This window comes from Cronbergia sp. UHCC 0137, from assembly GCF_034932285.1.
Classification (GTDB): domain Bacteria; phylum Cyanobacteriota; class Cyanobacteriia; order Cyanobacteriales; family Nostocaceae; genus Cronbergia.
The window spans coordinates 1-17,300 of record NZ_JAYGHC010000016.1 but is presented as its reverse complement, the minus strand read 5'-3'; the positions used below and the strand labels follow the sequence as shown (position 1 = coordinate 17,300).

General features: G+C 38.7%; 13 protein-coding genes and 3 pseudogenes. 7 read left to right on the top strand and 9 right to left on the bottom strand.

The features are described from left to right. Window positions 1–239: 239 nt before the first annotated feature. The 7 genes and pseudogenes from VB711_RS09915 to VB711_RS09885 form a co-directional block, all read right to left on the bottom strand. The gene (locus VB711_RS09915) at window positions 240–653 is read right to left on the bottom strand and encodes a Mini-ribonuclease 3 (protein WP_323285865.1); all 414 of its coding nucleotides are present in this window, start codon (window positions 651–653) and stop codon (window positions 240–242) included. Window positions 654–1,351: 698 nt separating this feature from the next. Continuing rightward, entirely contained in the window at window positions 1,352–1,723 is a 372-nt protein-coding gene (locus tag VB711_RS09910) for an STAS domain-containing protein (protein WP_323285864.1), read from the bottom strand. Between the two features lie 132 nt (window positions 1,724–1,855). Further along, the gene (gene carA, locus VB711_RS09905) at window positions 1,856–3,013 is read right to left on the bottom strand and encodes a glutamine-hydrolyzing carbamoyl-phosphate synthase small subunit (protein WP_323285743.1); all 1,158 of its coding nucleotides are present in this window, start codon (window positions 3,011–3,013) and stop codon (window positions 1,856–1,858) included. A gap of 337 nt (window positions 3,014–3,350) precedes the next feature. Continuing rightward, window positions 3,351–3,587, bottom strand: a pseudogene (locus tag VB711_RS09900) (hypothetical protein); the annotation flags it as partial. 584 nt (window positions 3,588–4,171) lie between these two features. Then, the gene (locus VB711_RS09895) at window positions 4,172–4,396 is read right to left on the bottom strand and encodes a hypothetical protein (protein ID WP_323285742.1); all 225 of its coding nucleotides are present in this window, start codon (window positions 4,394–4,396) and stop codon (window positions 4,172–4,174) included. Between the two features lie 8 nt (window positions 4,397–4,404). Further along, window positions 4,405–4,668, bottom strand: a complete 264-nt coding sequence (locus tag VB711_RS09890; RefSeq protein ID WP_323285741.1) for a hypothetical protein — start codon at window positions 4,666–4,668, stop codon at window positions 4,405–4,407. Beyond that, the gene (locus tag VB711_RS09885; RefSeq protein ID WP_323285740.1) at window positions 4,656–5,651 is read right to left on the bottom strand and encodes a hypothetical protein; all 996 of its coding nucleotides are present in this window, start codon (window positions 5,649–5,651) and stop codon (window positions 4,656–4,658) included. The genes VB711_RS09890 and VB711_RS09885 overlap by 13 nt, the downstream gene beginning before the upstream one ends. A gap of 822 nt (window positions 5,652–6,473) precedes the next feature. On the opposite strand from VB711_RS09885, the gene VB711_RS09880 reads away from it, so the two are divergent. The 3 genes and pseudogenes from VB711_RS09880 (at window position 6,474) to VB711_RS09870 (ending at window position 9,001) form a co-directional block, all read left to right on the top strand. After that, on the top strand, window positions 6,474–7,436 hold the full coding sequence (locus VB711_RS09880; RefSeq protein ID WP_323285739.1) for a hydrogenase small subunit: 963 nt from the start codon (window positions 6,474–6,476) through the stop codon (window positions 7,434–7,436). A 392-nt stretch (window positions 7,437–7,828) separates the two neighbouring features. Further along, a pseudogene (locus VB711_RS09875) lies at window positions 7,829–8,338 on the top strand (nickel-dependent hydrogenase large subunit); the annotation flags it as partial. Between the two features lie 252 nt (window positions 8,339–8,590). Then, window positions 8,591–9,001 carry a hypothetical protein gene (locus VB711_RS09870; protein ID WP_323285738.1) on the top strand — a complete coding sequence of 137 codons (411 nt, stop codon included), beginning with the start codon at window positions 8,591–8,593 and terminating at the stop codon, window positions 8,999–9,001. A 72-nt stretch (window positions 9,002–9,073) separates the two neighbouring features. Here the strand turns inward: VB711_RS09870 and VB711_RS09865 are convergent. Then, window positions 9,074–9,433: pseudogene (locus VB711_RS09865) on the bottom strand (type II toxin-antitoxin system VapC family toxin); the annotation flags it as partial. Between the two features lie 29 nt (window positions 9,434–9,462). Continuing rightward, window positions 9,463–9,726, bottom strand: coding sequence for a hypothetical protein (locus VB711_RS09860; RefSeq protein ID WP_323285737.1), 264 nt, complete (start codon window positions 9,724–9,726; stop codon window positions 9,463–9,465). A 502-nt stretch (window positions 9,727–10,228) separates the two neighbouring features. On the opposite strand from VB711_RS09860, the gene VB711_RS09855 reads away from it, so the two are divergent. The 4 genes from VB711_RS09855 to VB711_RS09840 form a co-directional block, all read left to right on the top strand. Continuing rightward, a complete protein-coding gene (locus VB711_RS09855; RefSeq protein ID WP_323285736.1) occupies window positions 10,229–14,965 on the top strand; it encodes a tetratricopeptide repeat protein in 4,737 nt (1,578 codons plus the stop codon). A 6-nt stretch (window positions 14,966–14,971) separates the two neighbouring features. Beyond that, window positions 14,972–15,529 (top strand): hypothetical protein, encoded by a 558-nt coding sequence (locus VB711_RS09850; RefSeq protein WP_323285735.1) that lies wholly within the window; start codon window positions 14,972–14,974, stop codon window positions 15,527–15,529. A 2-nt stretch (window positions 15,530–15,531) separates the two neighbouring features. Further along, complete coding sequence (locus VB711_RS09845) at window positions 15,532–15,819, top strand: hypothetical protein (protein ID WP_323285734.1); 288 nt, start codon at window positions 15,532–15,534, stop codon at window positions 15,817–15,819. A 60-nt stretch (window positions 15,820–15,879) separates the two neighbouring features. Then, window positions 15,880–17,300 (top strand): ATP-binding protein (locus VB711_RS09840; RefSeq protein WP_323285733.1); only part of this gene is annotated, 1,421 nt, incomplete at its 3' end.

Sequence of the window (17,300 nt, the reverse complement as noted above, 5' to 3'; positions counted from 1 at the left end):
TTGTCCGCGTTTTGGTTCACCAGTGGCATTGATTTTAACTGGTTGTCCACGTTTTGGTTCACCAGTGGCATTGATTTTAACTGGTTGTCCACGTTTTGGTTCACCAGTGGCATTGATTTTTCTTGGTTGATTCTTCATAACAATGATTGTGGGTTATATCCAGATGGGTGGGTATTGAGAGCGTCTCAATTTAAGGAACTATTACAACTGATTTTCCGATCATCCGATTTAGTGACTCACTATTTCTCCAGATGGAGTTTTTGTAACAGTTCTGTTAAACGTTGGTAATCAGTGAGGTATAGATAACCAACTAAAGTTTCTAAAGCAGTGGCTTGTTGATAAATTTCAGGCTGAAGCCGCTTGGGACGACCTGTGGCAGCGTTGCGACCCCTGCGGACTATTTCTAACTCGTTACTCCTCAAGTGGGGAGTTAGCGATCGCAAATGTAATGCTTGTGTTTCGGCTCTGACCTGAGCCACTACTAAATTATGATAAATTTCTGTCTTCTGCTGTGGCAGTAAGTAAAACATTCTAACATAAAGTTCGTAAATCGAATCACCTAAATATGCCAAAGACCCAGGAGAAATTTTTTTTACTTGGTCTAGGGATATCTGTTGATGTAATTGGTCTGTATTACTCAACAATGGGATGATTGCACACGAACCCTGAATCTCCGCTTCATTTAAGAAATTTTCCTCCTTGGCGTTCACAATTTAATCATTCCTTGGCAGATTTATCCGGTAGACCATGATTTACAAAAACTCCTGCAAATAGAAGAATCTGATGTTGGCTTGTAAGTAGTCGGACAAAATTAAATTCATTCGTTGAGAGAGGGAACAGGGAACAGGAAGGAACAGAAAAATCAGTTGTGTAATTAATTCTGTCTCATTACTTACCATGTCTGATACCCACTTAATCAAAGCTCATGGACTGGATTTAACAGGAAGGGGATCAATCTGGAAATTAATCCCAAAACTAATCCTGCAAATCTTCATCTGAGTTAGCTTGCAACAATATCAACTAAGGAAATATTGTATTATGTTAGTATATTTAGTTCTAGGTAATATTATTCGTATTTTCCCAGAATTTTTATTATAAATCTTTTTTAGTTTTTATGGTTATTTTTAGTAATTTTTAAACACACATATTTAGAACTTTCTGTCAATATGTAATTTATAAGTAATGAGACAGAATAAATTACACATATTCTTTTCCTGTTCCCTGTTCCCTCTCTCCAAGTAGGAAATTAATTTTGCATGAGTGCTTATAAAGAAGTAGAGGAAAGGGAGAAAAGAGGGGAATAATTCATTTCCTGCCTTCTGCCCCCTGCCCTCCGCCCCTTGTCAAGCAATCAAACGGTCGTAATGTTATCAAGAGCCGCTTGAACACTGATTTGCAGGGAGAGAAACTTCTCTAAGCGCACAAGCTTGACTGTTTGAGTTACCCGTGCATTGCTGACAATTTGCAAGGTACCGTTGGCGGTTTGAGCCTGTTTTGCCAGTTGTACTAAAGCACCCAATCCAGAACTGTCAACAAAGTCGATTTGGGAAAGATCCAGAATTATATGCTTTGGTCCTTCGTCAATCTTACTGCTAAGGACTTTGCGAAATGTCGGCTCAGAAAAAGCGTCTAACAGACCTGTGAGGCGGAATAGCTGACAATTATCCCGGACTTCGCGAGTACCTCTCAGGCTTACGGTTAGATTCAGTGGTTCAGCAATAATTCCCTCCTCATCTTCGTAACTAAAAGTGAACGCTCAAGTATAGATGGTTTTTGAGCAAGTTGTCTAGGTTGGCAATACAGTGATGGTGAAAAATCCCATTACCTTTTACCGTTACCTTAGTTTATTTTCAATCTAAGCGATCGCGCTCTGACGTGCTGTTTGCATTTCTAGCACAAATTGCTCGAATAAGTAATCAGCATCATGGGGACCCGGACTAGACTCTGGGTGATATTGTACAGAAAACACAGGTAGAGACCTATGGCGTACCCCAGCGACAGTGCGATCGTTTAAGTTGAGGTGACTAACCTCTACAACTGATTCTGGTAAGGAATCCGGATCAATAGCAAAACTGTGGTTCTGGCTGGTAATTTCTACTCGTTGTGCTAAACCTGCGGGCTGATTTAAACCACGATGGCCAAATTTGAGTTTAAAGGTTTTTGCACCCAGGGCATGACCTAATATCTGGTGTCCCATACAAATACCAAACATGGGTTTTTGACTTTCCAGTAGGGATTGGGCGGTGGCAATGCCTTCTGTTACCGCAGAGGGGTCGCCGGGTCCATTGGAGAGGAATATACCATCTGGATTATATTTGAGAATTTCGTCGCTTGATGTATCGGCCGGCACAACTATAACTCGACAACCATAGCTGGCCAATCGGCGTAGAATATTGCGTTTAATACCAAAGTCTAGGGCGACGACGGTGAATGTGTCTCCTATTTTAGCAATATTTTCGGAGTTAAATTCCCAAGGGGCGATTGTGGTTTGGGACCATTCATAGGTTGTTGGGGTGGTGACTTGGGGGACTAGGTTTAATCCTGCCATATTGGGGGCGGCTTGGACTTGTTCTAATAGTTCGGCTTCATCAAGGATGGATGTGGAAATACCGCCATTCATAGCCCCAACGGTGCGGATTTTACGGGTGAGGGCGCGGGTATCAACGCCGTAAATGCCGGGAATTTGGTGTTGTTTGAGATAATTTGGGAGGGATTGGGTAGAACGCCAGTTACTTGGTTTGTGGCAAATATTGCGAGCGATCGCCCCTTGAACCTGGGGTTTAGATGATTCTTCGTCTTCGGGGTTAACTCCTGTGTTCCCTAATTCTGGATAAGTAAATATCACTATTTGACCACAGTAACTAGGGTCGGTCAACACTTCTTGATATCCTGTCATACCAGTGTTGAACACCACTTCACCAATTGCGGTTTCCATAGCACCAAATGACCAACCGCGATAAGCAGTTCCATCGGCTAAGACTAATAGAGCGGGTATCGTATCAGATAGGGACATAAATAATTGATAATTGGAGGTAAAGGGCTTGTTTTTTATATTTCAGGTTTTTGAAATAATTCCCAGCTATATCTTCCCATAATTCATGCAGGTGGACACACTCGGATTTAGGGGAGGCAGGGGGCAGGGGGCAGGGGAGGCAGGGGAGGCAGGGGGTAGGGGGCAGGGGGCAGGGGAGGCAGGGGGCAGGAGTCAGGAATCACGATTTCCGCGAAGGCATTTTTGATAAGTAATGGGACATAATTAATTACACAACTGGTTTTTCTGTTCTCTGTTCCCTGTTCCCTGTTCCCTCTCTCAACGAGTGACTTTAATTTTGTCCGACTACTTATTTGAGTTTAACTAATTCGTGATAAAGCAAAACTGCATACACTATTTCATCAGCTACAGCATGACGCAAAGCTGAGATATTTTCTTGTTTCAGGCTTTTAATTAAGTTGGTTAATGCGGCTTTATGTAGGGCTTCAATAGCTACTTTTAGTCCTACTGCTACACATCTTTGACTTTCATCCCATTCGGCAATAATAGCTTCAAAGCGATTGATATCTTCAACCAATTCTTCTAGTTTATTCATTAGTAATAACTCAAGTTGCTAGTTATTAATTTTTCGGATATTTTGTAGTCTGTAGGGTGCGTCAGACGAAATAATTTAGGCTGAAATGACTAATTTTAAGTTTCTGACGCACCTTATTTCATCTAACTAGGGTTTGCTGAAAAAGTCCTTTCGTTAGGGCTAGGAGTCAGGAGTCAGGAGTCAGGAGTCAGGAGGATAGTTAAAAACATTTTTTCATCCCTGGCTATCAACAAAAGTGCAAGGTTTTTCAGACACAAGACGCTATAACCTTGCACCTACCGTCTTTTTTTGAGCTTCAAGCCTTTGATTTATCAGGCTTTTGGGTTTATATGCCTAACGGCACGCTACGCTATCAGCAAGCCCTAACTATAGAACTCCTATTTGAGTTTTGAACATACACATAGGGTTGGTATTGCCCAGAATCTGCGGGTTTTGTAAGGCATAGCCCTACCTACAATACTTAGATTTATTTAGAAATCATTTAGGAGTCCTATAGCAACTTACGTTAATAAGTAAAAATGCTAATATTAGTCAATCCTACAGATTTATCTATAGGGATTGATAGGTTTTAATTTCTTCCAGACTCATTTCATTTTGAAGTCCTTGAGGAGAAAAGGCATCATTGTACCTGTAACTAGACTAGATACTGTTATTGGTATACAGAAAGGAATCTCTAGCTGTGCTAACAAAACTAATAATAATGTGCCAATACCACTACCAATTGTCATTTGTCGAATAAAATAAATAGGATCACGAATTAGTTTACCTTTGAAAAATAATTTAATAGAAAACCAACTGAGTTCCAACATAAATCCTCCTAGTAGTTAGCTAAAAAGTTTAACATCAATAGTCCTAAAATAATGGCGGGAATTACGCCCGCAGGAGCAAATAAGCTACCAATGGTAGCTGCAAATTTATATCCTAAATCTTTACCTGCGAGAATCATTGCCCCAATAGCACCACCAATCATTGATAAAATTGTAGCTATGACTAACCAAGCAAATTCTGTGGTGAGGGTAAGTTCACCATTTAAACTTGTTAAAAAGTCTCTTATGGCTGGGCTGTGGATCATATCAAACATTGTCTACTGTCCTCTAAACTTTGGATTTCTGTTTCAATGTCTTGTAGTGCTGTAGCAACTACTTCTGCTTGTTCTAATTGTTGATTTTCGGTGAATATTTGCCATGCTTCTTGATAATAAGCACGCGCTTTTAAGAGGTTTTGTTGATTACTTAATTCTGGTTTTTCTGGGTTGTCTGGTAAGTTGAAGAGGGCATTGGCTTTGTTAGAAATTGTGTTAGCGTATTCTAAGGGTGTATCTTTGGAGTTGCGTACTTTTAAGGCTTCGTCGTAGGCTGAAATCGCTTTGATGTTATTCTCTACAGGGTGGGAACTAACCAAATATTGCCAAGCGTTACCTAAGTTATTTTGCAACATAGCATATTCTCTGGGATGATCAATGAGAGTAATATGTTTCAGTGCTACCTCAAAAGACTGTACAGCAAATCCTTGGTGCAGGTATTCCCTTTCTGATGCCATGGGCATAGACAGATAAGCGATCGCTATATTATTGTATAAAATAGCATATTCTTGTGGGTAATTTTGCCAGGTAAATACCCGCAGAGCTTCGTGATACGCTTGAATGCTGTCAGTTATCCGCGCTAAGTTGAAAGGTACCAGAGATTGCAACACCAACCCCAAATTCATCTGCGCCTCTGCAACTTCCTCTGGTGCAGCTAATTGTTGTAAAATGGGCAATGCCTCTTCATAACCTGTTCTGGCTTGTCGTAGCAGTTCCGCACCGGAATCGGGGATCATTTGTAGAGTACCAGCCATTCCCACCTGGGCGCGAGCTTTCAGTAAAGGATAGTCTTCCCCACACATCTCATAACCACGATAAAACAACCCGACTGCATTTCGCAAGTCTTGGGCAGTTTTTGGTTTTTTCTGAAATCCTTGTGCCATTTCTATCAGCATCTGAATTTTTTCTTCTGCTGTGGCTGATTCGGAATTAATGGCAGCGATCGCAGCTTTTACACCTGAATCTGTAATACTAGATGTCATTATCGGCATACTCTACTCGGTTGGAGATTTGAGTTATGAATACTAAGCCGATTTACGCAGTTTTCGAGTCTTTAAAATTGAGATTCCCCAATCTCACACTTTTTTATCTTTAAGGAACAGAAGCAAAAATTTAACAGCAATTTAATTAATACTTCTTTCATTTTTACTATAAGGCACTCTATTTCTAAAATCATAGAGGGAAATTACTAATATTAAGGGCAGTTAAAAATCATTTAAAGTTTTAATAATGTCGTTTTTGTATAAGTGAGTCACAAATTAATGATGATTAATTCAATTATTTGTATCTAATATATACGGTTCTGGTGATTATATCATCAAATGGTAATTATTGATTTATCAGACTACGATAACATTGGTTGAAAAACGTTCGCGTAAAGTGCCGGAGGCATACCGCAAAGACCCAAAGAACTTGTTCGTGAAACGTCTCGAAGAGAATTAAAAGTTTTAAATCGGCGATTGGAAATCCTGGCTACACAGACGAAACCAACCTCCGTGGGTTTGAAACCCTTTATTTGTCCTTAGAAGAAAGTAGGGTGGGCAATGCCCAGCAAAAACCTCTTTTGGAGTTTTTTTAAATATCATTTATGATTTCTATAGGTGATTTTACATTTGGGGAATATAAAGCACATTTTTTTCTAAATGTCTGTTCATACTAGAACTATTTTTGTTATTCAGGAATATCATTGAAATGATTGATTATAAACGCTAAATATCCTAAAATAAAACTTGATCAACAGGTGAGACTCTACAAGCATTATCGCCTGAATCATACATGATAAACCATAAAAAAATACTTAGCCAATGACTAACGTACTCTGGCTACAAGGTGGTGCTTGTTCAGGTAACACCATGTCATTTCTCAATGCCGAAGAACCAACAGTTTGTGATTTAATTGCTGACTTTGGTATTAATGTTCTTTGGCATCCTTCCTTGGGTGTGGAACTAGGCACAAACTTACAAACACTTTTGTGGGATTGCGTTTTAGGTAAAACTCCTTTAGATATTTTAGTATTTGAAGGTAGTGTTATTAACGCCCCAAATGGTACAGGTGAATGGAATAGATTTGCAGACCGTCCGATGAAAGATTGGTTAACAGATTTAGCCAAAAATGCTAAATTCATTGTAGCTGTGGGAGATTGTGCAACTTGGGGAGGAATCCCAGCTATGTCACCCAACCCCAGCGATTCGGAAGGACTGCAATTTCTCAAACGCGCAGAAGGTGGTTTTTTAGGTAAAGATTTTCGTAGCAAAGCCGGCTTACCAGTAATTAATATTCCCGGCTGTCCCGCACACCCGGACTGGATAACGCAGATATTAGTGGCGATCGCAACTAATCGTATTTCTGATATAGTTCTCGATGAACTGCACCGTCCCCAAACCTTCTTTAACACCTACACCCAAACCGGTTGTACCCGCAATATTCATTTTGCATACAAAGCCACAACCGCCGAATTTGGACAACGCAAAGGTTGTCTATTTTACGACTTAGGTTGTCGTGGACCCATGACCCATTCCTCCTGTAACCGCATTCTCTGGAATCGTGTTTCTTCTAAAACTCGTGCCGGAATGCCCTGTTTAGGTTGTACAGAACCAGAATTTCCTTTCTTTGACCTCAAACCAGGAACAGTATTTAAAACTAAAACCCTCTTAGGAGTCCCTAAAGAATTACCACCAGGAGTCAATAGAAAAGATTATGCAGTGCTAACAGTTGTTGCTAAAGACACAGCACCAGCATGGGCTGACGAAGATTTTTTCACAGTGTAATTATTTTTTCCCCAATTACCATAGTCACAGATAGAGAAGAAAACTGAAAAGGGGAATTACTGAAACAATCTGTTCTAAAACCTCACCTTTGAAAGCAGAAAATTTTCAGGAAGGGAACAGGGAACGATTATCCCATAGAGATGAACGATTATCCCATAGAGATGAACGATTCTCCCATAGAGATGAACAATTCTCCCATAAAGATGAACGATTATCCCATAGAGATAAACGATTCTCCCATAAAGATGAACGATTCTCTTATAGAGATAAACGATTCTCCCATAAAGATGAATAGTTTTCCCATAGAGATAAACGATTATTTCTGCCTCCCCTGCCTCCCCTGCCCCCTGCCCCCTGCCTCCCCTGCCCTCATTAACCCATTACCAAAAAATATGCCAATTCAAACCTTAGATATTTCACCCGTTGGTAGAGTCGAAGGTGATTTAGATGTACGAGTCGAAATCGACAATGGATATGTTACCAACGCTTGGACTCACGCCGAACTTTTCCGAGGATTTGAAATTATTCTTCGCGGAAAAGACCCCCAAGCCGGCTTAATTGTCACACCGCGTATTTGTGGGATTTGTGGCGGTTCACATCTAAGTTCCGCATCTTGGGCATTAGATACAGCTTGGGGAACAGAAGTTCCGAGGAATGCAATTTTGGCGAGAAACTTAGGTCAAATAGTCGAAACAATCCAAAGTATTCCTCGCTACTTTTATGGCTTGTTTGCCGTTGATTTAACAAATAAAAATTATCGCCGCAGTCACTTTTATGATGAAGCTTGTCGGCGTTTTGCTGCCTTCACTGGTAAATCCTATGAAATCGGCATTACAATTTCTGGCAAACCTGTAGAAATCTACGCCTTATTAGGTGGACAATGGCCGCACAGCAGTTATATGGAAATAAATTGGTGAATTGCTTATATAGCAAGGATTTTTCAAGATAGGTGTGATTATTCCCAGGCTTTTCCTTAAATTAGACGATAAACCCACCCCAGCTATATCATAAGTCCGTTTATTTTTATCTACTAACAGCTATTTGGTGTTTTCAGACGTTACCTAATTTTTCCCTAAACATAAATTAGCAATCTAGCGATCGCGTAACTATGGTAAATTGTTAGTAACCAAAGAATAATCTAATCTACCCATATTATGAATTTCAAACGATGGCAGGAACTCAAGCAAATCCTCACTGAAGACAAAGATTTGTCTAACATCTGGACATATTACATGGATCATTTTGCGGATCATCCCAAATTTATCAACTTGGGTAACCGTGTCCAGAATGAATATATCGATGCAGTTGTCAAAAAAACCTGTCAACAACTGTTCGGTCAAAACGTCAAAATTACCAATTCTCTCCTTATCCATATTCCCCGACATCAATTTTTCCATGGTCCATTCCAAGCAAGCGGACGAATTGGTGGTGTGATTTTCTTTGAGGATATCAAAGTCGGTTTAATGGGTATTTCCGCACAGTTTCCCCCAACCAGTGAGGTGCAATATTCCCGGTTTACCGAAGTAATGGATCTATCACCCCCAACAGGTCATGATTTAAATTGAAGGGATAAATGTGTATTTTTATTTACTATGTTGACTTGCCCAAACTCTCGCAATGCCTGGGCGATCTGCTCATTAGGTGAGGGGGTTAATGATATTCAGCCCTGCAATTCTGATGAAGTCACTGGTGTTTCGGGTGATTAGTGTTAACTGGTGGATGAGTGCAGTGGCAGCGATCGCAGCATCTGGTAACTTGATTTTGTAGTTTTTTCTAAGTTGAATTGTCTGTTCGGCGATATCGGAGGTTAGTTCCAGTCCCTGTAGCCCAGAAAGGAATAGTCTGGCTTGTTGCTCTTCAGTAGGGGTTTGATTAAAGCCGAGCAATTCGATTTTCGAGATAATCGAGTAGGCTCCTTTTCCAGAAAGTCCCTCAAGAATCAGGTCGCTACCGCGCTGATTAAGGCTACCCCTGAGGTGGTAAATTAGGATATTGCTATCGAAAAGATATTACATCATCTTTTCGCTTACTCGCCCCAGTCTAGTTGCCGTTGGGATGCCAGTTGAGCATCAATTTCGTCACGAGTTTGGTGGCTCCAACTACCTTGGGTGGATGCAAAAATGTCTTGGGGTGAGAGTTTTGGAGGTTGTTGAGAGGAAGGACGATCGAAGACATCAAAACGGGTGAGAGAATTTTTGAGCTGGTTGACGAGGTAGTCAAATACTTGCCAACGTTCTGACTGGGTGAGTTGGTTGAGGTTGTGGAAGATTTGCTGGAGTTGTGGATTCATGGCACTATTGCCCCAGAAGTGGAAAGCTTTTGCTATTGTAGCGCAGGGTGATATAGATGCTGCTTGGAAATAGCGATCGCCAAATTCGAGAAAGATTTGAAGAGCTTATTGGTAGTCGTTTCGGGCTTGCTCAAACTCGCGCAATCCCCAACTGGTGGTAGATGCGGGCTTGGGAGTAGCGATCGTTGAATTCCATGAAAGGAGCGATTTGATGTCGGAATAGCACTGAGTAAAAATCTATTAAAAATGCTAGAACTGCTTCGTGCTAAAGTCCACAAGTCTCTGCGCGAGAAAATAAACTAATTCTAAAACAAAGTCTTCGGGTAAAAGTTCCCAGGTGATATTGGTGGTGGAAGCACTTACAACCATAGGAAACACAAATAAGGGATTAAATTCTAGTATAGCGTGTAATTGATATGACAATCATGCTTTAATGTGAATTAGGCTTTGTTCTAATTTAAGCAAAAGTCTTGTGCTAGATGGGCAGAAAGAGGAAAGAAGAATGGGTAAGGATGATTTTCTAGATGATCAAGCAATAAGCTGGTTTCTTCAAGGTGAAGAAAAATTAACGAGCGAAGATTTTGAAGGGGCAATTTCTTATTACGACAAAGCTATAGAGATTAAATCAAACTACCAACCAGCTTGGAGGCAAAGAGGTTATGCACTGTACAAATTAGAACGAAACCAAGAAGCACTTGTATCTTTAGACAAAGCCATAGAAATAAATAATGCTGATAATTTAGCCTGGTATTATAGAGGACTAGCACTGAATGAATTAAAACAATATGAAGAAGCTATTTCCTCCTTTAACAAAGCTATAGAAATAAATAATAATGACTTTTATGTTTGGAAAAATCGCGGTTATTCATTGGATGACTTAGGAAAATATGAAGAAGCGATCGCATCATTTAAAAAAGCTACTGAACTTAATCCTAGTGACGATTATTCTTGGCGATATCTAGGTTTTTTGCAGAATAAATTAGGGTGCTATGAAGAAGCAATATCATCTTATAGCAAAGCGACTGAACTTAATTCTAATGATGAATATTCTTGGCAGAATAGAGGCTTTTGTCTGAATAATTTAGGAAGATATGAAGAAGCAATTTTCTCATTTGACAAATATATAGAAATAAATAATGATGACTACAAAGTTTGTCAGAGTAGAGGTTTTTCGCTGAATAAATTAGGAAGATATGAAGCAGCAATTTTATCTTATGAAAAAGCGATTGAACTCAATCCTAGTGACGAATATTCCTGGCAGAATAAAGGCTTTTGTCAGAATAGTTTAGGACGATATGAAGAAGCATTGGCATCTTTTGAGGAATCCCTAAAAATTAAACCTGATGATTATCTAACTTTGCAGAATAAGAGCATTGCACTGTATAACTTAGGACAGGTTCAAGAGGCGATCGCATCTTTTCAAGAAGCTGAAAAAATTCCACAAGATTTGTTGAACCAAGGGTTAGAACTGTATCAATTAGGGTGCTATGAAGAAGCTCTTTCATTGTACAGCAAAGTTACAGAAATCAAGCCAAACGATAATTATATTTGGCTTATGCAGGGGTTACTTCTCCTCATGATCAAGCGATTTTCTGAAGCTATTGTGTGTCTTAACAAAGCTATAGAACTTCAACCTGATACCTACAAAACTTTGTTAGAGCAGGTAAAAATACTTGAAGATTCAGGAAAGATACAAGAAGCACTTGCTTTCCGCAATCGAATCATGGAATTACAAGCTAATGAATACTTAGTTTGGGAACATAAAGGGGAAGCATTATTAGGGCTAGAACTTTATGAAGAAGCTATTATAGCTTATAATAAAGCCATAGAATTGAACCCAGAAGCTAACATTTCTTGGAGTTATAAAGGGGCAGCATTACTAGAATTAGGACATATTGAAGAGTCTCTGATTTACTTAAATAAAGCCATAGAATTGAATCCAAAAAATAACAATGCTTGTATTAATAAAGTATCTGGATTATTAAGGTTAGAACGCTTTGAAGAAGCTCTGATATTTTGTGAGCGAATTATAAAACTAAACCCAGAAGATAACATAAGTTGGAGTAACAAAGGAGCAATATTATTAGGATTACAAAGATTTGAAGAAGCTCTAATTTCTTGTGAAAAAGCTTTAGACTTGAAATCCGAAGATCATATTACTTGGAGTAATAAAGGGGCTGCATTATTAGGATTACAAAGATTTGAAGAAGCCCTAATTTCCTGTGAAAAAGCTTTAGACTTGAACTCCGAAGATAACATGGCTTGGAGCAACAAAGGAGCGTCATTATCAGGATTACAAAGATTTGAAGAAGCTCTGATATCTTGCGAAAAAGCTTTAGACTTGAACCCAAAAAATAACATTGCCTGGAGCAACAAAGCTTTTGCTCTATCGGGATTAAAACGCCATGAAGAAGCTCTGGAGTCTTCCAAAAAATCTACAGAATTGAATCCAAAATATGACATTGCTTGGAGGAATCAAGGGTTAGCTTTGGTTAATTTAAATCTTTTTGAAGAAGCTCTTGAATCTTGCCAAAAATCTATAGAATTAAATCCTGAATGTAATGGGGTTTTGGGTTTATTAGGGGCAGCACTGCTAGGCTTGAAAAGATATGAAGAAGCGATCGCATCATGGGATAAAGCTATAGAATTAAAATTAGACCATGATGAGGTTTGGAACAATCGAGGGGCAGCATTACTTAATTTAGGGCGTAATCAAGAATCTCTCCTGTCTTTCGATAAAGCTATCGAATTGAATGTTAAAAATTACTTGAGTTGGAGCAATCGTGGTGCTGCGTTGCTCAATTTAGAACGCTATGAAGAAGCTCTTGTATCCTGCAACACAGCTATAGACATTAATTCTGAATTTTATGAAGCTTGGCTTACTCAAAGTAGAGTGCTTCTTAAATTAAAACGCTATGAAGAAGCTCTTGTATCCTGCAACACAGCTATAGACTTAAAATCTGATTACCACCAAGCTTGGCACACCAAAGGTACAGCCTTGAGGTTGATAGGTAATTATGAAGAATCGCTTAAAAGTTTTAATAAAGCTCAAGATTTAGAAGCTAGTTGCTCTATTGGCTGGTACGAACAAGGTAATGTACTAGCTGAACTACGAAGATATAAAGAAGCAATTATTTCCTGCAACAAAGCAATTGAACTCAATCCCAATGATGAATATTTTTGGCAGAGTAGAGGTTTTTTGCAGGCTGAACTAGGAAGACATGAAGAAGCAATAATTTCCTATAACAAAGCCATAGAAATTAATCCTGACTTTTATCAAGCTTGGCACGAAAGAGGTAGAGCTTTACATAACTTGATGCAATATGAAGAAGCATTAGCATCCTATGATAAAGCTTTAGAAATTAAACCTGATTACCATTACGCTTGGATTGGTAGAGGTAATGCAGTATTCAACTTAGTTGCAGAACGTAAAAATTTTAGGTCAAGATTTATCTTACCAGTAATTACAACATATCCTGACCTTGCTCTAATATTCAAAAATCCCTATTTAAATGAGGTTGGTTATGAAGGTCTATTTGCCAGCTACGAAGAAGGTTTAAAACATTGTCCCCAAGAAACAGAAGGTTGGGGTAGATTACATCAATCCATAGGTCAAGTCCACTATTTACGAGGATGCAAAGACGAAAAGCCTCTTAGTCATTGGCGTAAAGCTTTTAACAGCTATAATATTGCTATAACAACTCTCACAGAAAAAACATATCCAGAAGCACATTTAGAAGTTTTACAAGATTTAATTCGCTGTTTGTTAGCTTTAGAACAAATAAATGAAGCCACAGAATTGCAAAGACGTGGCTCAGATATTTTACAAAAATTTCTCAAAGATACTAAAAGTACAACTAAACAACAACAACTAGCTTTAAAATTTGTCAGCTTTCAACAAATAACTGTTGATTTAGCAGTGCAATCTGGTAATTCAATTCAAGCCTTAGAATTAGCAGAACATGGAAAAAACGCCTGTTTATCTTGGCTTTTAGAAGGATGGAGTGAAGAAATTTCTTCACCCACATGGCAAGATATCCAACAGTTACTAAATCCTACAACAGCTATAATTTATTGGCATCTTAGCCCCGCAGATCTTCACACTTTCATCCTCAAATATGATAGCCCAACACCCATTGTTTTGACGCAATTTGAATTATTAGCTCCATCCCAACGGTTACAACAATTTGAAGACTGGGTAACAAATTGGAATCAACAATATAATGATTATCGTGGTAAAGGTAAAGATGAAGTAAGTGCAAATGACCATGCTTGGCGAAATGATATTCAAACAAGTCTCAACCAACTCAAAAATATTTTAGATATTGACACAATCAAACAGCAACTTTTAGGCATTAATCAATTAATTTTAATTCCCCACCGCGACCTACATAGATTTCCGCTTCATGTTCTATTCAACACAGATGAAGAAAAATCAAAATTCATCGTCAATTATCTGCCTAGTGCCAAACTTGGTATTACAAATACACTTACCAAATCAGACCATAGCAATAAATTATTAAGTGTAGAAGTTTCCCCATCTCAAGATGATAAACATCTGTTTTATGCCACACTGGAAGCCGAAATTATTAGTCAGATGTTTGAGCATAGGCAACGTATCCAAGAAGGTGAAGCTACCAAAGAAGAATTAGAAGCAGCATTAGAAAATGGTTATGAAATATTTCACTTTGCTGGACACGCAAATTACAACTTTAGCGAACCTAAAGAATCACAGTTAGCATTAGCCAACAAAGATAAATTAACTCTCCAAGAAATTTACCAAAAAAATCTCACAACCTATAAACTGGTTAGTCTTGCTGCTTGCGAAACAGCCATTACCGGCAACCAAACAATAACCACCGAATATGTAGGGTTAGTCAGTGGTTTTTTGAGTCGGGGAGTTGCCCAGGTAGTAAGTACACTATGGACTGTGAAATCTGCTGCTAGTGCTTTAATTATGATTGAATTTTACCGACGCAGACAACAACCAGATAAATCTGATGTTCAAGCATTAACAGAAGCTACAACATGGCTAAGAAACTTAACTGCGAGTGAACTGCAAAAATGGTATAAAGAACTAAAGAATCAAATACCTCCAGAAAAATTAACCGGTGGAATTAACGGATTTTTAAAGGGAGAAATTTATAAAATTTCTAAAGAAAAGCCAGACAAAATCCTGTATAATGATATATACTATTGGGGAGCGTTTACAATCACAGGTAAGCCACTATCAAGCTAATATTAAATGAACAACATAGACAAACTTACCCTCAAAGCCTTTCTTGCAGCCTTAATGCGGCTAGGAGAACCCTTACCTGATGATTTGCAGAACCAGCTAAAGGAAATCAGCAAAACCTGGCCTCCAGATGTAGATAAACTAGATGCCCTAACAGAGATTTATCCACCCTTAGAAGATGAATATTTAGAAGCTCGTAGCATTTTACAGAATGATGGGGAACGCTTCCGTTCATCCAGTGTTCAGACAGTTAATGAAACTGTACTTTTAACCGACGAAAAGCTAATTGACTTAGCGGTGCAAATTTTCAGCAGCGAAGATTCTGTTAATTCTCTGAATCAAGCATACACAGAATCTAACCCAATTGGACAATTTCTGTTTCAACTGCGTCGCCAGACAAGCGTGATGGTTAAAGATTCTCAAAATATACCAGAAGAAGAATTATGGGTTTGGCAAGACCCAGTAGTTTGGGCTTCCTTGGAACGCGGACTCAAGCAAGCACAAGCTGGAGAGGTCCGTTACTTGGGAGATTTTTCACAGTACGCAGATTTGGAGATTGAAGATTAATAATGTTTAGGCTGGAATTTCAACCTGAAGCAGAAAATACATTAGTTTATCTTCAGCTAAAGAATCCTAAAAAATACAGAAAAATATTAAAAATTCTGGGATTGATGCAAACTAATCTCCGTCACCCCAGCCTTAAAACTCATGAATACCAATCTTTATCTGGTCCAGATGGAGAAAAAGTATTTGAAGCTTACGTAGAAAATAACACTCCGGGAGCGTGGAGAGTTTTTTGGTATTATGGTCCAGATCAAGGCGTAATTACTATTTTTGCTATCACACCTCATCCTTAAAATGTATCAGGAGCATAAAAAATCTGTAAACTTAAAGAGTTCACCTATTACCAAAATTCTATGACTCGCTGGTTTAATATTGCAGGTCCCTGTTCAAACGATATCCACTATATGCTATCTCCAACAATACGATTACCAGATTTGGAGGAGCTAATTCAACAGCGTAGTTATTTTGTCCTTCACGCACCACGACAAACGGGAAAAACAACAGCAATGTTATCCCTAGCACACCAACTTACCGCCACAGGAAATTATGCAGCAGTGATGGTATCAGTAGAAGTAGGAAGTGCATTCAATCATGATCCTAATGCAGCAGAATTAGCGATTTTGGGAACTTGGTATGATACAATTGAGGATAGCTTACCTCCAAAATTACAACCACCTGCTAAACAATGGCAACAGGAAGAACCAGGACAAAGAATTAAGGCTTTTTTAAGATTATGGTCAAAAGCTATCAATCGTCCTTTAGTATTATTTATAGATGAAATTGACTCTTTGCAAGACCAAACATTAATTTCAGTTTTACGACAATTAAGAGATGGTTTTCCTAAACGCCCTGAAAATTTCCCTTCCTCCGTGGGATTAATTGGTTTACGAGATGTACGAGATTATAAAGTAGCATCGGGAGGTAGTGATAGATTAAATACTTCTAGTCCTTTTAATATTAAAGTTAGTTCCATTACTCTGAGAAATTTTAATGCTGAAGAAGTTACAGAACTCTATCAACAACATACACAAGCAACAGGACAAATTTTTACACCAGAAGCTACAGCCACAGCCTTTGATTTAACCCAAGGACAACCTTGGTTAGTGAATGCTTTAGCTAAAGAAGTTGTAGAAAAAATGGTTAAAGATAGAAGTATTACTATTACAAAAGAACATATTTTAAAAGCAAAGGAAATATTAATTACTCGTCAAGACACTCATTTGGATAGTTTAGCCGAACGCTTACGAGAACCAAGAATCAAAGCAATTATCGAACCGATGTTAGCAGGTTTAGAATTGGGGAATATACCCAATGATGATATTCAATTTGTGATTGATTTGGGATTATGTAAAATGCACCCCTACGGTGGATTAACTATTGCTAATCCCATTTATCGGGAAGTGTTGCCCAGGGTATTAACAGTTACTCCAATGGCTTCTTTACCAAGGATTGCACCGACTTGGTTAACCCCAGAAGGTGAATTAAATATAGATGCTTTACTTGCAGCATTTCTCAAGTTTTGGCGACAGCACGGAGAACCGTTATTAGGTAGCACTGGCTATCATGAAATTGCACCGCATATTGTATTAATGGCTTTTTTGCATCGTGTGATTAATGGTGGGGGAATTTTGGAAAGGGAATATGCAATTGGTAGTGACAGAATGGATTTATGTCTGCGTTACCAAGATGTCACGTTAGGGATTGAGTTAAAGGTTTGGAGGGATAAAAAACGCAATCCTCAAGCTGATGGAATTGAACAATTAGAATCCTATTT

Bases quoted from the DNA above. Each gene is read 5' to 3' on its own strand.
- carA (WP_323285743.1), bottom strand. From the start codon at position 3,013: ATGTCCCTATCTGATACGATACCCGCTCTATTAGTCTTAGCCGATGGA.
- VB711_RS09895 (WP_323285742.1), bottom strand. From the start codon at position 4,396: ATGTTGGAACTCAGTTGGTTTTCTATTAAATTATTTTTCAAAGGTAAA.
- VB711_RS09890 (WP_323285741.1), bottom strand. From the start codon at position 4,668: ATGTTTGATATGATCCACAGCCCAGCCATAAGAGACTTTTTAACAAGT.
- VB711_RS09885 (WP_323285740.1), bottom strand. From the start codon at position 5,651: ATGACATCTAGTATTACAGATTCAGGTGTAAAAGCTGCGATCGCTGCC.
- VB711_RS09880 (WP_323285739.1), top strand. From the start codon at position 6,474: ATGACTAACGTACTCTGGCTACAAGGTGGTGCTTGTTCAGGTAACACC.
- VB711_RS09870 (WP_323285738.1), top strand. From the start codon at position 8,591: ATGAATTTCAAACGATGGCAGGAACTCAAGCAAATCCTCACTGAAGAC.
- VB711_RS09860 (WP_323285737.1), bottom strand. From the start codon at position 9,726: ATGAATCCACAACTCCAGCAAATCTTCCACAACCTCAACCAACTCACC.
- VB711_RS09855 (WP_323285736.1), top strand. From the start codon at position 10,229: ATGGGTAAGGATGATTTTCTAGATGATCAAGCAATAAGCTGGTTTCTT.
- VB711_RS09850 (WP_323285735.1), top strand. From the start codon at position 14,972: ATGAACAACATAGACAAACTTACCCTCAAAGCCTTTCTTGCAGCCTTA.
- VB711_RS09845 (WP_323285734.1), top strand. From the start codon at position 15,532: ATGTTTAGGCTGGAATTTCAACCTGAAGCAGAAAATACATTAGTTTAT.